Origin of the sequence: Pseudomonas sp. GD04091, assembly GCF_029836165.1 — a bacterium.
In the GTDB taxonomy this organism is placed as follows: domain Bacteria; phylum Pseudomonadota; class Gammaproteobacteria; order Pseudomonadales; family Pseudomonadaceae; genus Aquipseudomonas.
Genome location: NZ_JAOEBG010000003.1, coordinates 29,895 through 42,735 on the forward strand (window position 1 = coordinate 29,895; position 12,841 = coordinate 42,735).

The 12,841-nt window shown below is 68.6% G+C and carries 16 protein-coding genes; 15 read left to right on the forward strand and 1 reads right to left on the reverse strand.

Going from position 1 to position 12,841, the window contains the following annotated elements; genetic code table 11:
• The first annotated feature begins 3 nt into the window (after positions 1–3).
• The 15 genes from cobO to N7422_RS05155 all read left to right on the forward strand — a co-directional run bounded on the left by cobO (position 4) and on the right by N7422_RS05155 (position 12,533).
• A complete protein-coding gene (cobO, locus tag N7422_RS05085; RefSeq protein WP_279805480.1) occupies positions 4–615 on the forward strand; it encodes a cob(I)yrinic acid a,c-diamide adenosyltransferase in 612 nt (203 codons plus the stop codon).
• A complete protein-coding gene (locus N7422_RS05090; protein WP_279805481.1) occupies positions 612–1,907 on the forward strand; it encodes a cobyrinate a,c-diamide synthase in 1,296 nt (431 codons plus the stop codon). The genes cobO and N7422_RS05090 overlap by 4 nt, the downstream gene beginning before the upstream one ends.
• Complete coding sequence (gene bluB / locus N7422_RS05095) at positions 1,904–2,554, forward strand: 5,6-dimethylbenzimidazole synthase (protein ID WP_279805482.1); 651 nt, start codon at positions 1,904–1,906, stop codon at positions 2,552–2,554. Before N7422_RS05090 ends, bluB begins: the two co-directional genes overlap by 4 nt.
• On the forward strand, positions 2,551–3,459 hold the full coding sequence (cbiB, locus tag N7422_RS05100; RefSeq protein WP_279805483.1) for an adenosylcobinamide-phosphate synthase CbiB: 909 nt from the start codon (positions 2,551–2,553) through the stop codon (positions 3,457–3,459). The genes bluB and cbiB overlap by 4 nt, the downstream gene beginning before the upstream one ends.
• The gene (gene cobD / locus N7422_RS05105; protein WP_279805484.1) at positions 3,452–4,444 is read left to right on the forward strand and encodes a threonine-phosphate decarboxylase CobD; all 993 of its coding nucleotides are present in this window, start codon (positions 3,452–3,454) and stop codon (positions 4,442–4,444) included. The genes cbiB and cobD overlap by 8 nt, the downstream gene beginning before the upstream one ends.
• A complete protein-coding gene (locus tag N7422_RS05110) occupies positions 4,441–5,910 on the forward strand; it encodes a cobyric acid synthase (RefSeq protein ID WP_279805485.1) in 1,470 nt (489 codons plus the stop codon). Before cobD ends, N7422_RS05110 begins: the two co-directional genes overlap by 4 nt.
• Positions 5,898–6,419: a bifunctional adenosylcobinamide kinase/adenosylcobinamide-phosphate guanylyltransferase gene (gene cobU, locus N7422_RS05115; RefSeq protein WP_279805486.1), complete on the forward strand. Its 522-nt coding sequence runs from the start codon at positions 5,898–5,900 to the stop codon at positions 6,417–6,419. The genes N7422_RS05110 and cobU overlap by 13 nt, the downstream gene beginning before the upstream one ends.
• Complete coding sequence (gene cobT, locus N7422_RS05120; RefSeq protein WP_279805487.1) at positions 6,416–7,471, forward strand: nicotinate-nucleotide--dimethylbenzimidazole phosphoribosyltransferase; 1,056 nt, start codon at positions 6,416–6,418, stop codon at positions 7,469–7,471. The genes cobU and cobT overlap by 4 nt, the downstream gene beginning before the upstream one ends.
• Positions 7,468–8,037 (forward strand): alpha-ribazole phosphatase family protein, encoded by a 570-nt coding sequence (cobC, locus tag N7422_RS05125; RefSeq protein ID WP_279805488.1) that lies wholly within the window; start codon positions 7,468–7,470, stop codon positions 8,035–8,037. Before cobT ends, cobC begins: the two co-directional genes overlap by 4 nt.
• Before the next feature lies 1 nt (position 8,038).
• Positions 8,039–8,770 (forward strand): adenosylcobinamide-GDP ribazoletransferase, encoded by a 732-nt coding sequence (locus N7422_RS05130; RefSeq protein ID WP_279805489.1) that lies wholly within the window; start codon positions 8,039–8,041, stop codon positions 8,768–8,770.
• 141 nt (positions 8,771–8,911) lie between these two features.
• A complete protein-coding gene (locus tag N7422_RS05135; protein ID WP_279805490.1) occupies positions 8,912–10,102 on the forward strand; it encodes a cellulase family glycosylhydrolase in 1,191 nt (396 codons plus the stop codon).
• 42 nt (positions 10,103–10,144) lie between these two features.
• Positions 10,145–10,549, forward strand: a complete 405-nt coding sequence (locus N7422_RS05140; protein ID WP_279805491.1) for a MarR family winged helix-turn-helix transcriptional regulator — start codon at positions 10,145–10,147, stop codon at positions 10,547–10,549.
• 64 nt (positions 10,550–10,613) lie between these two features.
• Positions 10,614–11,816 carry an MFS transporter gene (locus tag N7422_RS05145; protein ID WP_279805492.1) on the forward strand — a complete coding sequence of 401 codons (1,203 nt, stop codon included), beginning with the start codon at positions 10,614–10,616 and terminating at the stop codon, positions 11,814–11,816.
• Positions 11,813–11,935: a hypothetical protein gene (locus tag N7422_RS05150; protein WP_279805493.1), complete on the forward strand. Its 123-nt coding sequence runs from the start codon at positions 11,813–11,815 to the stop codon at positions 11,933–11,935. The genes N7422_RS05145 and N7422_RS05150 overlap by 4 nt, the downstream gene beginning before the upstream one ends.
• Positions 11,936–11,981: 46 nt before the next feature.
• Positions 11,982–12,533, forward strand: coding sequence for a glutathione peroxidase (locus N7422_RS05155; protein WP_279805494.1), 552 nt, complete (start codon positions 11,982–11,984; stop codon positions 12,531–12,533).
• A gap of 26 nt (positions 12,534–12,559) precedes the next feature.
• On the opposite strand, the gene N7422_RS05160 is transcribed toward N7422_RS05155, so the two are convergent.
• Positions 12,560–12,820: a DUF2798 domain-containing protein gene (locus tag N7422_RS05160; protein ID WP_279805495.1), complete on the reverse strand. Its 261-nt coding sequence runs from the start codon at positions 12,818–12,820 to the stop codon at positions 12,560–12,562.
• Between the last annotated feature and the right edge of the window lie 21 nt (positions 12,821–12,841).

The window sequence follows — 12,841 nt, forward strand, 5'->3', positions numbered from 1 at the left end:
CTGATGAGCGAATCCCCCGAACGCGACGAACGTCACCTGGCGCGCATGCAGCGCAAGAAGGCGATCATCGACGAGCGCATCGCCAATTCCCCCAACGAATGCGGCCTGCTGCTGGTGCTGACCGGCAATGGCAAGGGCAAGAGCAGTTCGGCCTTCGGCATGCTCGCCCGGGCCCTGGGCCATGGCATGCAGTGCGGCGTGGTGCAGTTCATCAAGGGCCGCAACAGCACCGGTGAAGAACTGTTTTTCCGTCGTTTCCCCGAGCAGGTGCGCTACCACGTGATGGGCGAGGGCTTCACCTGGGAGACCCAGGACCGCCAGCGCGACATCGCCGCGGCCGAGGCCGCCTGGGCGGTATCGCGCCAGTTGCTGCAGGACCCGTCGGTCCAGTTCGTCGTGCTCGATGAACTGAACATCGCCCTCAAGCACGGCTACCTCGACCTCGACCAGGTGCTCTCGGACATCCAGGCCCGACCGCCCATGCAGCATGTGATCGTCACCGGTCGCGCGGCGAAACCTGAAATGATCGAACTGGCCGACACCGTCACCGAGATGGGCATGCTCAAGCACGCCTTCCAGGCCGGTATCCGTGCGCAGAAGGGCGTCGAACTGTGAGTGAGCCGCGCCACTGTCCCGCCGTGTTGATCGCGGCGCCTGCCTCCGGCCAGGGCAAGACCACGGTCACCGCGGCCCTGGCGCGCCTGCACCGCAACCTTGGTCGCAAGGTGCGGGTGTTCAAGTGCGGCCCTGACTTTCTCGATCCGATGATCCTCGAGCGTGCCAGCGGTGCGCCGGTCTATCAGCTGGACCTGTGGATGATCGGTGCCGACGAGAGCTGCCGCCTGCTGTGGGAAGCGGCAGGCGAGGCCGACTTGATCCTGATCGAGGGGGTGATGGGCCTGTTCGACGGCACGCCGTCCAGCGCCGACCTGGCGCGCCACTTCGGTGTGCCAGTGCTGGCGGTGATCGACGGCACGGCCATGGCCCAGACCTTCGGCGCCCTGGCTCTGGGCCTGGCGCGCTACCAGGCCGACCTGCCGTTCGCCGGGGTGCTGGCCAACCGGGTCGGCAGCCTGCGCCATGCGCAACTGCTCGAAGGCAGCCTGACCGAAGGCCTGCGCTGGTATGGCGGGTTGTCCCGCGAGCGCGGCATCGAGTTGCCCAGTCGGCACCTCGGCCTGGTGCAGGCCAGCGAACTGAACGATCTGGACGCGCGCCTGGACGCCGCCGCCGAGGCGCTGGGCGCCAGTTGCGATGCCGCCTTGCCGCCACCGGTGCGCTTCGCCGAACCCACGCCGCAAACCTGTACCGCGTCGCTGACCGGCGTGCGCATCGGCGTGGCCCGTGACGAGGCCTTCGCCTTCACCTACGGGGCCAATCTGGACCTGCTGCGCGAGCTCGGTGCGCAACTCGAATTCTTCTCGCCGCTGCATGATCGGGCACTGCCCGTGGTGGACAGCCTCTACCTGCCCGGTGGCTATCCGGAGCTGCATCACCAGGCGCTGTCGGCCAATGCGCCGATGCTCGAGGCGATCCGTGGCCATCACGTCCAGGGCAAGCCGCTGCTGGCCGAATGTGGTGGCATGCTCTATCTGCTCGACGCCCTGACCGACGTGGCCGGCATGCGTGCACCGCTGCTGGGGCTGCTGCCGGGCGAGGCGACCATGCAGAAGCGCCTGGCAGCCCTGGCCTTGCAAGCGGTCGAGTTGCCCGAAGGCACCCTGCGTGGCCACACCTACCACCATTCGCTGACCAGCACCGATCTGGCACCGATCGCCCGGGGCCTGAGCCCCAACGGTGGACGGGGCAACGAGGCAGTCTATCGCCTGGGGCGCCTGACCGCCTCCTACGTGCACTTCTATTTCCCTTCCAACCCCGACGCGGCGGCGGCGCTGCTGCGACCATGAACCGACATGCCTACAGCGAGGCTGAACGCCAGGCCATCTACCGGGCCATCGGCGAGCGCCGCGACATGCGCCATTTCGCCGGTGGCGAGGTGGCTCCGGAACTGTTGGGGCGCCTGCTGGCCGCTGCCCATCAGGCGCCCAGCGTGGGCCTGATGCAGCCGTGGCGCTTCATCCGCATCAGTCAGCGTGACCTGCGCGGACGTATCCAGGCGCTGGTGGAGGACGAGCGGGTGCGTACCGCCGACGCCCTTGGCGAGCGCTCCGATGAATTCATGAAGCTCAAGGTCGAGGGCATCAACGACTGCGCCGAAGTGCTGGTGGCCGCATTGATGGACAAGCGCGAGGCGCATGTCTTCGGCCGCCGCACCCTGCCCGAGATGGACCTGGCCTCGCTGGCCTGTGCGATCCAGAACCTGTGGCTGGCGGCGCGCGCCGAGGGGCTGGGCATGGGCTGGGTGTCGCTGTTCGACCCGCAGGCCCTGGCCGAGCTGCTGGGCATGCCCGAAGGCGCCAAGCCCATGGCGGTGCTGTGCCTGGGGCCGGTCACCGAGTTCTATCCGGCGCCGATGCTCGTGTTGCAAGACTGGGCTGAGCAACGGCCGTTGAGTGACATGCTGTACGAGAACCATTGGGGAGAGCGCCCATGAGCGTGGCCTTGCTGACCGTGGCGGGCGTGGCCCTGGATGCGCTGCTGGGCGAGCCACGCCGACGCCATCCGCTGGTAGGGTTCGGCAACCTTGCCTCGCGCCTGGAACAGCGCTTCAACGCCGGTGGCCGGGGCTGGCGCAGCCATGGCGTCACGGCCTGGTTCCTGGCGGTGGTGCCGCTGACCCTGCTGGCGCTGATCCTGTCCTGGCTGCCCTATATCGGTTGGCTGGTGGACGTGCTGGCGCTGTACTGCGCCCTGGGCCTGCGCAGCCTGGGCGAACATGTGCTGCCGGTGGCCCAGGCGTTGCGCCAGGGCGACCTGGACGAGGCGCGGCGGCGCGTTGGTTACCTGGTCAGCCGCGAGACCCGCGAACTGGACGAGCCGGCCGTGGCCCGAGCGGCCACCGAGTCGGTGCTGGAAAACGGCAGCGACGCGGTGTTCGCCGCGCTGTTCTGGTTCGTCGTGGCCGGGGCGCCGGGCGTGGTGCTGTATCGGCTGAGCAATACCCTGGATGCCATGTGGGGCTATCGCAACGAACGCTTCGAGCGCTTCGGCTGGTGCGCGGCGCGTATCGACGATGTGCTCAACTACCTCCCCGCCAGGCTGGTGGCGCTGACCTATGCGCTGTTGGGCAGGACCCGCCTGGCCCTGGCCTGCTGGCGCCGCCAGGCACCGCTGTGGGACAGCCCCAATGCCGGCCCGGTGATGGCGGCGGGGGCCGGTGCGCTGGGTGTGGAGCTGGGTGGCCCGGCGGTGTATCACGGCGAGCTGCACGAGCGCCCGCGGCTGGGCGACGGGCCGATGGCCGACGCCGACGCCATCGAGCGTGGCTGGGGCCTGGTGCAACGGGGCGTGTGGTTGTGGCTGCTGCTGATCTGCGTGGGAGCCTATCTGAATGCTTGAACACGGTGGTCGCCTGCTGCGGGCGGTGAAACAGTACGGTATCCCCCGGGAGCAGTGGCTCGACCTGTCCAGTGGCATCGCGCCCTGGGCCTACCCGATACCGCCGATTCCCGTGGAGGCCTGGGCCCGCCTGCCGGAGACCGAGGACGGCCTGGAGGCGGCGGCGCGCCAGTACTATGGCGCCCGGCAACTGCTGGCGGTGGCCGGTTCCCAGGCCGCGATCCAGGCGCTGCCGTACTTGCGCCCGGCCGGTCGGGTCGGGGTCCTGTCGCCGTGCTACGCCGAGCATCCTTACGCCTGGGCGCGAGCAGGGCACGCGCTGGTCGAGCTGGACGAGTCCCAGGTCGACGACGAGCTCGACAGCCTCGATGTCCTGGTGCTGGTCAATCCCAACAACCCCACCGGCCGTTGCGTGCCCCGCGAGCGTCTGCTGGCCTGGCAGGCGCGCCTGGCCGAACGGGGAGGCTGGCTGTTGGTGGATGAAGCCTTCATGGACAACACCCCCGGACACAGCGTGGTCGAGCAGGCCGCGCAGCCCGGGCTGATCGTGTTGCGCTCGTTCGGCAAGTTCTTTGGCCTGGCCGGTGTCCGGCTGGGTTTCGTCGTCGCCCAGGCCGATGTGCTGCAGGCGCTGGCCGAGGCGCTCGGGCCCTGGACCGTCGGTGGCCCGACCCGGGTGCTGGGCCAGGCGTGCTTCGGCGATGGCGCGGCGCACCAGGCGCAGATCGCCCGCTGTGCCCAGGCCAGCCAGCGCCTGGCCACCTTGCTGGCCGACGCCGGCCTGACGCCCACTGGCGGCTGCGACCTGTTCCAGTACGTGCGCAGCGAGCGGGCCGCGCACCTGCATGACTTTCTCGCCCGCCGAGGCATCCTCGTGCGTCTGTTCGAGCAACCACGCGCGCTGCGCCTCGGCTTGCCGGCCAGCGAGGCGGACGAACGACGCCTGGCCCAGGCCCTGGCGGACTACCAGAAGGAATCGGCATGACCACCCTCATGGTGCAAGGCACCACCTCCGATGCCGGCAAGAGCACGCTGGTCACCGCCCTGTGCCGTTGGCTGCTGCGCCAGGGCGTCGCCGTGGTGCCGTTCAAGCCGCAGAACATGGCGCTCAACAGCGCCGTGACCGCCGACGGCGGCGAGATCGGTCGCGCCCAGGCGGTGCAGGCCCAGGCCTGCCGGCTGGCGCCGCACACCGACATGAACCCGGTGCTGCTCAAGCCCAACAGCGACACCGGCGCCCAGGTGATCGTCCATGGCCGGGCGGTGACCAGCATGAACGCTGTCGCCTACCACGACTACAAGGCCATCGCCATGCAGGCGGTGCTCGCCTCCCATGAGCGCCTGCGCCAGGCCTACCCGGTGGTGATGGTCGAAGGCGCCGGCTCCCCGGCGGAGATCAACCTGCGCGCCGGCGACATCGCCAACATGGGCTTTGCCGAAGCGGTGGACTGCCCGGTGATCCTGGTGGCCGATATCAACCGTGGCGGCGTGTTCGCCCACCTGGTCGGCACCCTGGAGCTGCTGTCGCCGAGCGAGCAGGCGCGCATCAAGGGCTTCGTCATCAACCGTTTCCGTGGCGACATCGCCTTGCTGCAACCGGGCCTGGACTGGCTGGAGCAGCGCACCGGCAAGCCGGTGCTGGGGGTGTTGCCCTATGTCACCGACCTGCACCTGGAGGCCGAGGATGGTATCGATACCCGCCAGGGGGTGAAGGGCGAGCGGCTGTTCAAGGTGATCGTCCCGGTGCTGCCGCGCATCAGCAACCACACCGACTTCGACCCGTTGCGCCTGCATCCGCAGGTGGATCTGCAGTTCATCGGCCCGGGCCAGCCGATTCCGCCCGCTGACCTGATCATCCTGCCCGGCTCCAAGAGCGTGCGCGGCGACCTGGCGCAACTGCGCGAGCGTGGCTGGGACACGGCCATCGCTCGGCATCTGCGTTACGGCGGCAAGCTCATCGGCATCTGTGGTGGCCTGCAGATGCTGGGCAGGCACGTGCATGACCCGTTGGGGCTCGAGGGCCCGGCCGGCTCAAGCGCCGGTCTCGGTCTGTTGGACTACGGCACCGTGCTGGAGGCCGAAAAGCAGCTGCGCAATGTGTCGGGCGCGCTCGCCCTCGAGCAGGCCCCAGTGGCGGGGTACGAGATCCATGCCGGCGTCACCAGCGGCCCGGCGCTGGAGCGTCCGGCCGTGCTACTGGCCGATGGCCGAGCCGACGGCGCCATCAGCGCCGACGGACAGATCCTCGCCACCTACCTGCATGGTTTGTTCGAGGGCAGCCAGTCGTGCGCCGCGCTGCTGCGCTGGGCCGGCTTGGCCGATGCGCAGACCATCGACTACGAAGCCCTGCGCGAGCGTGACATCGAGCGCCTGGCCGACCTGGTCGAGCAGCACCTGGACACCGCGCGCCTGCGCCAACTGTGTGGAGTCGCCTCAAGATGCGCAACCTGATCCTCGGCGGTGCCCGTTCGGGCAAGAGCCGTCTGGCCGAGCAACTGGCCGATGCCAGTGGCCTGCCGGTGACTTACATCGCCACCAGCCAACCGCTGGATGGCGAGATGAACGAACGCGTGCGCCTGCACCGCGAGCGTCGCCCGGCCCACTGGGGGCTGGTTGAAGAGCCCGTGGCGCTGGCCGCCGCGCTGCGTGCCGAAGCCGCCGAAGGGCGCTGCCTGCTGGTGGACTGCCTGACGTTGTGGCTGACCAACCTGCTGATGCTCGAGGATGACCGGCGTCTGGCGCAGGAGCGCGACGCACTGCTCGATGACCTGGCGCAACTACCGGGCACGATCATCCTGGTCAGCAACGAAACCGGCCTGGGCGTGGTGCCCATGGGCGAACTGACGCGTCGCTACGTCGACCTCGCCGGTACCTTGCACCAGGCGGTGGCCGAGCGCTGCCAGCGCGTGGTGCTGACCGTCGCCGGCCTTCCTCTCATGCTCAAAGGACCTGCCCTATGACCCCGATGTGGTGGCGTGACGCCTGCCAACCCCTCGACACCGCCGCCATGGACCAGGCCCGCGCCCGTCAGCAGCAACTGACCAAACCGGCTGGCTCCCTCGGCCAGCTCGAAGGCCTGGCGATACGCCTGGCCGGCCTGCAAGGGCGCGAGCGTCCCGGCCTGGAGCAGGTCGCGATCACGATCTTCGCCGGCGACCATGGCGTGGTGGCGGAGGGCATCTCCGCCTACCCGCAGGCAGTGACCGGGCAGATGCTGCGCAACTTCGTCGGCGGTGGCGCCGCGATCAGCGTGCTGGCGCGCCAGCTGGACGCCCATCTGGAGGTGGTCGACCTCGGCACCATCGACCCGGATCTGCATCTGCCCGGCGTGCATCACCTGCGCCTGGGCACCGGCACCGCCAACTTCGCCCGGCAGCCGGCGATGAGCGATGCGCAACTGGCCGCGGCGCTGCAGGCGGGGCGCGACAGTGCTCTGCGCGCCTGTGACAACGGCGCCCAGCTGTTCATCGGTGGCGAAATGGGTATCGGCAACACCACGGCGGCGGCGGCGCTGGCCAGTGCCTTGCTGGGGTGCCCGGCGAGTGAACTGAGCGGCCCGGGCACCGGCCTGGACAGCGCTGGCGTGCGCCACAAGGCCGAGGTGATCGAGCGAGCCCTGGTGCTGCACGGCCTGCGTGCCGACCAGCCGCTGCAGGCACTGGCCTGTGTCGGTGGTTTCGAGATCGCCGCGCTGGTCGGTGCCTACCTGGCCTGTGCCCAGCACGGCGTGGCGGTGCTGGTCGATGGTTTCATCTGCAGTGTCGCCGCCCTGGTGGCGGTGCGCCTCAACCCGCAAAGCCGTCCCTGGCTGCTGTTCGCCCACCAGGGCGCCGAGCCGGGGCACAGGGCCTTGCTGGCGGCCCTGGAGGCCGAGCCGCTGCTGGCCTTGGGCCTGCGCCTGGGCGAGGGCAGCGGCGCGGCGCTGGCGGTGCCGCTGATGCGCCTGGCCTGTGCCCTGCACGGACAGATGGCGACCTTCGCCGAGGCGGCGGTGGCGGATCGCCCGGCATGATCCTCGACCTGCTGCGCCATGGCGAGACGGAACTGGGCGGCGGCTTGCGCGGCAGCCTCGACGATGCCTTGACCGTCACCGGCTGGGCGCAGATGCGCCAGGCCGTGAGCGGTGCCGGTCCCTGGGACGTGCTGGTCAGCTCGCCGTTGCAGCGTTGCCTGTCGTTCGCCGAAGAGCTGGGCGCCCGCCTGGACCTGCCGGTCCAGCGTGAGGCGGGTGTGCGCGAACTGCATTTCGGCGATTGGGAAGGGCGCAGCGCCGCGCAGATCATGCAGACCGACGCCGATGGCCTGGGCCTGTTCTGGAACGATCCCTATGCCTTCACCCCGCCCGCGGGCGAGCCGGTGCTCGATTTTGCCGAGCGGGTGCTGGCCGCGGTGCAAGGGCTGCGGCGCGAGCACGCGGGCAAGCGGGTACTGCTGGTCACTCACGGTGGCGTGATGCGCCTGCTGCTGGCCAGGGCGCGTGGGTTGCCACGCGAGCAGCTGTTGCAGGTCGAGGTCGGGCACGCAGCGCTGGTGCGCCTGGTGCTGGATGACGGCGGCCTGATGCGCGAGGTGCGGTGAGATGCTGCCGTTCTGGATCGCCCTGCAGTTCCTCAGCAGCCTGCCGGTGCGCCTGCCGGGCATGCCGGCGTCGCGGGAGATGGGGCGTTCGCTGCTGTTCTATCCCCTCGTGGGGCTGCTGTTCGGTCTGTTGCTGTGGCTCGCCAGTCACCTGCTGCAAGGCACGCCTGCGCCCTTGCATGCCGCCTTGCTGCTGGCGTTGTGGGTACTGCTCAGCGGCGCGCTGCACCTGGACGGCCTGGCCGACAGCGCCGATGCCTGGCTGGGTGGCTTCGGCGACCGCGAGCGTACCCTGCGGATCATGAAGGATCCGCGCAGCGGGCCGATCGCCGTGGTGACACTGGTGCTGGTGCTGCTGCTGAAGTTCTGTGCGCTGTGGGTGCTGGTCGAGCGGGGCGCAGGTGGCCTGCTGGTGCTGGCGCCGGTGGTGGGGCGCACGGCGATGCTCGGATTGTTCCTGAGCACGCCCTACGTGCGCTCGGGGGGGCTCGGCGCCGCCCTGGCCGAGCACCTGCCTCGGCGCAGTGCGGGGTGGGTGTTGTCGAGCTGTGTGCTGGCCAGCCTGGCGCTGGGGGGCTGGGCAGTGTCGGGGGCGCTGCTGGCGGCGTCGCTCGTGTTCGTCGGGTTGCGTCACCTGATTTGCCGCCGGCTGGGCGGAACCACCGGCGATACGGCCGGAGCGTTGCTGGAGCTTCTGGAGTTGACGGTGGTGGTGACCCTGGCTGTGCACTGACGGTGCTGCCCAGGCCGTCACACGGAGAGGCTCGGCATACTCCCACAGGGGGTTAGGAGGTGTCCTGCGAAGATCTCGGAAGTCATTCCCAAACATTGCGTCTATCTTCGGTCGCTCCCCAAACCGCCAGGAATGCCCGCCATGCACCACTGGATACTCGCCAGCCTGCTGGCTCTCGCCACCATCCCGGCCAGCGCCGCTGACTTGATCGACTTCTGGAACACCCCGCGCCACGGCGGCAACAGCTTCAACCGCCTGCCCCCGGACCAGGCCTATTTCGATGCCCTGAGAGGCTACGGCGCCAGCTGGGTACGTCTGTCCTATGACAAGTGGCATCCCGCCGAGCGCGACTTCCTGCTGGGCAATGCCGATGCCTACCAGGGGCTGGTCAACGCCGACCTGAAGCAACTGGTCGACGTGCTCGACCGCGCCCATGCCGCCGGCCTCAAGGTGGTCATCACGCCGTTGTCGCTCCCCGGCATGCGCTGGGCGCAGAACAACCAGGACCGTTTCGACGATCGCCTGTGGCAGGACAAGCGCTTCTGGACCCAGGCCGCCCACTTCTGGCGTGACCTCGCCCACGCGCTCAAGGACCATCCCGGCGTGGCCGCCTACAACCTGGTCAACGAACCCGCGCCCGAGAAGCACGGCGGCCTGGCCGAGCATGCCGACCTTGTCCTGATGAAGCAGTGGTATGCCCGGGAGCAGGGCGGCTCGCGTGATCTGCCGGCGCTCTATCGGCAGTTGCTCGCGGCGATACGCGAAGTCGACGACAAGACGCCGGTCATGGTCGATGCCGGCTGGTATGCCGCCGCCGACGCCTTCGGCTACTGGCCCCGGGCTCTGGCGGACCAGCGCGTGCTGTACAGCGTGCACATGTACGAGCCTTACGCGGCCACCAGCGCACCGAACCTCGCCCGCCCGCAGCCGATTCCCTACCCGGGCCCCGTGCCGTTCGCCGGGCAGCTGCAGCCATGGGATGGCGAGCGGGTCGCGCGCTACCTGCAACAGCCGGTGGACTGGGCCGATGCGCAGCGCCTGCCGCGTTCGCGACTGGTGGTCGGCGAGTTCGGTTGCATGCGGCGACTGGCGGGCTGCCGCCAGTACCTGGAGGACGTGCTGACGGTACTGGACCGCCACCAGTTGCATTGGGCGTTCTACAGCTTCCGTGAAGACAGCTGGGACGGCATGGATTACGAACTGGGCACGGCGAAAGTGCCGTGGCGCTACTGGCAGGCCATCGACAAGGGCACGCCCGATCCGCTGGTGCGCCAGGCCACGGCAGCGTTCGAGCCGATTCGTCGGCGTCTGCGACCTGGGCCGAGTCATTGAAATTTCTTGCAACATCGAAGGTGCGGGTATATACACGCATTCATGCTGACCAGTGAATGCATCTGTACCCACCTGCGTCGTGCCGCCCGAGGGGTGAGCCGGGATTATGACGAAGCCCTTGCCGGCTTCGGCATCAACGTCGCCCAGTTTTCCCTGCTGCGCCATGTGCAGAGGCTCGACAAGCCCAGTATCACCAGCCTCGCTGAAGCGATGGGGCTGGAGCGCAGCACCCTGGGCCGCAACCTCAGGGTGCTCGAGGCCGATGGCCTGGTGGTGCTGGCGGACGGCGACGATCAGCGCAACCGTGTGGTGCTGCTGAGCGATGCGGGCAGGGCGCTGCTGGACGCCGCCCACCCGGCCTGGCAACTGGCCCAGGGGCAATTGGTGCAACGACTGGGTGAAAGCCAGCGCGACGAGCTGGTGCGCCTGCTGGAGCAGTTGGCCTGATTCATTACGACTAAAAGCGGGTATATACCCGTATTAACCTTGCGATGGGCTGGAGACAACGACAATGACTTCCCTTTGGCGCAGCAGCGGTTGGGTACTACTGGGGGCGGCGCTGATCCTGGCGCTGTCGCTGGGGGTGCGGCATGGATTCGGCCTGTTCCTAGCGCCGATGAGCGCCGAGTTCGGCTGGGGCCGCGAGGTGTTCGCCTTCGCCATCGCCCTGCAGAACCTGATCTGGGGCCTGGCCCAGCCGTTCTCCGGGGCATTGGCCGACCGCCTCGGCGCGGCCAAGGTGGTGGTCATCGGCGGTATTCTCTACACCGTCGGCCTGGTGATGATGGGCCTGGCCGATTCGGCCTGGTCGCTGTCGCTGAGCGCTGGACTGCTGATCGGCATCGGCCTTTCGGGCACCTCGTTCTCGGTGATCCTCGGTGTGGTCGGGCGCGCCGTGCCAGCGCAGAAGCGCAGCATGGCCATGGGCATCGCCAGCGCGGCCGGCTCCTTTGGCCAGTTCGCCATGCTTCCCGGCACGCTGGGGCTGATCCAGTGGCTGGGCTGGTCGGCGGCCTTGCTGGTGCTGGGCCTGCTGGTGGCGTTGATCGTGCCTTTCGTGGGCATGCTGCGTGACCGCCCGCTGCCCAGCCACGGCGCCGAGCAGACCCTCGGCCAGGCACTGCGCGAGGCCTGTTCGCATTCAGGCTTCTGGTTGCTGGCGCTGGGCTTTTTCGTCTGTGGCTTCCAGGTGGTGTTCATTGGCGTGCACCTGCCGGCCTACCTGGTCGACCAGCACCTGCCGGCGACCACCGGCACCACCGTGCTGGCGTTGGTTGGCCTGTTCAATATCATCGGCACCTATACCGCGGGCTGGCTGGGCGGGCGCATGTCCAAGCCGCGCCTGCTGACTGGCCTGTACCTGCTGCGAGCCGTGGTCATCGTGCTGTTCCTCTGGGCCCCGGTGACCCAGTTCAGCGCCTACCTGTTCGGTATCGCCATGGGCCTGCTGTGGCTGTCCACGGTACCGCTGACCAACGGCACCGTGGCCACGCTGTTCGGCGTGCGCAACCTGTCCATGCTCGGCGGCATCGTGTTCCTGTTCCACCAGTTGGGTGCGTTCCTCGGCGGCTGGCTGGGCGGCGTGGTCTATGACCAGACCGGCAGCTACGAGCTGGTGTGGCAGATCTCGATCCTGCTCAGCCTGCTGGCCGCGGCCCTCAACTGGCCGGTGCGCGAGCGTCCGGTCGCGCGCCTGCAGGCCCAGGCCGCATGAACCGCCTGCTGGGGCGCGGCCTGCTGCTCATCGCGGCATTGCTGGTGCTGGCGCTGGCGTGGTGGGGCTGGCACAAGGGCGGGCTGGCATTGATGCAGTTGGGCATGAGCGTGTGTTAAGCGCTACCCTGCACATTCAGGGAATGTCTTGCAGGAGACCGACACGATGCATGCACGCTGGCTGACGATACCCGTCCTGGCCTTCGCCGCCGCCACCTCGAGCTGGGCGGCGGACTGCCCGGCCTTGCTCCAGGGCAGCCTGCCGGAGCTGCGTGGCAAGGAGCAGATCGACCTGTGCCAGCGCTTCGCCGGCAAGCCGCTGGTGGTGATCAACACTGCCAGCTATTGCGGCTTCGCCCCGCAGTTCGAAGGGCTGGAGGCGACGTACAAGGACTACCAGGAGCAAGGCCTGGAGATGCTCGGCGTGCCGTCCAACGACTTCAAGCAGGAAGACGCCGACAGCGAGAAGACCGCCAACGTCTGCTACGCCAATTACGGCGTGACCTTCAGCATGACCAAGGCCCAGCCGGTGCGCGGCCGGGACGCCATCCCGCTGTTCGTCGAGCTGGCCCGGCAGAGCAGCGCGCCGAAGTGGAATTTCTACAAGTACGTGGTGGATCGCAAGGGCAAGGTGATCGGCAACTTCTCCAGCCTGACCAAACCGGATGATCCAGCCTTCAAGGCGGCGATCGAGAAGGCCATCGCCTCGCAACCCTGACGCGGGCCGCACGGGGCCCGGTGGGTTCAATGCGCGTGGACGGTGAGCGCCACCAGGCGGATCACCAGCGGACGCACCATCAGCACGCAGACGAAGGCCACCGGCATCGCCAACTGGTAGGCCTTGAGCACGTTGCCCAGGTAGTGGGCATCGACCCCGGCGTTCGCCGCCGTGATCACGAAGCACATCAGCAATGCCATGATCGCCGACATGTAGAGGGCGAACACATAGGGCGTCGCCCTGGGATGCAGCTTGCGGCGACTGCGGGTGGAGGTTGTTTCGTTCATCGTGTCTCCTGCTCTAAGGGG

Coding starts and splice junctions, on each gene's coding strand:
- cobO (WP_279805480.1), top strand. CDS start 4: ATGAGCGAATCCCCCGAACGCGACGAACGTCACCTGGCGCGCATGCAG.
- bluB (WP_279805482.1), top strand. CDS start 1,904: ATGAACCGACATGCCTACAGCGAGGCTGAACGCCAGGCCATCTACCGG.
- cbiB (WP_279805483.1), top strand. CDS start 2,551: ATGAGCGTGGCCTTGCTGACCGTGGCGGGCGTGGCCCTGGATGCGCTG.
- cobD (WP_279805484.1), top strand. CDS start 3,452: ATGCTTGAACACGGTGGTCGCCTGCTGCGGGCGGTGAAACAGTACGGT.
- N7422_RS05110 (WP_279805485.1), top strand. CDS start 4,441: ATGACCACCCTCATGGTGCAAGGCACCACCTCCGATGCCGGCAAGAGC.
- cobU (WP_279805486.1), top strand. CDS start 5,898: ATGCGCAACCTGATCCTCGGCGGTGCCCGTTCGGGCAAGAGCCGTCTG.
- cobT (WP_279805487.1), top strand. CDS start 6,416: ATGACCCCGATGTGGTGGCGTGACGCCTGCCAACCCCTCGACACCGCC.
- cobC (WP_279805488.1), top strand. CDS start 7,468: ATGATCCTCGACCTGCTGCGCCATGGCGAGACGGAACTGGGCGGCGGC.
- N7422_RS05130 (WP_279805489.1), top strand. CDS start 8,039: ATGCTGCCGTTCTGGATCGCCCTGCAGTTCCTCAGCAGCCTGCCGGTG.
- N7422_RS05135 (WP_279805490.1), top strand. CDS start 8,912: ATGCACCACTGGATACTCGCCAGCCTGCTGGCTCTCGCCACCATCCCG.
- N7422_RS05140 (WP_279805491.1), top strand. CDS start 10,145: ATGCTGACCAGTGAATGCATCTGTACCCACCTGCGTCGTGCCGCCCGA.
- N7422_RS05145 (WP_279805492.1), top strand. CDS start 10,614: ATGACTTCCCTTTGGCGCAGCAGCGGTTGGGTACTACTGGGGGCGGCG.
- N7422_RS05150 (WP_279805493.1), top strand. CDS start 11,813: ATGAACCGCCTGCTGGGGCGCGGCCTGCTGCTCATCGCGGCATTGCTG.
- N7422_RS05155 (WP_279805494.1), top strand. CDS start 11,982: ATGCATGCACGCTGGCTGACGATACCCGTCCTGGCCTTCGCCGCCGCC.
- N7422_RS05160 (WP_279805495.1), bottom strand. CDS start 12,820: ATGAACGAAACAACCTCCACCCGCAGTCGCCGCAAGCTGCATCCCAGG.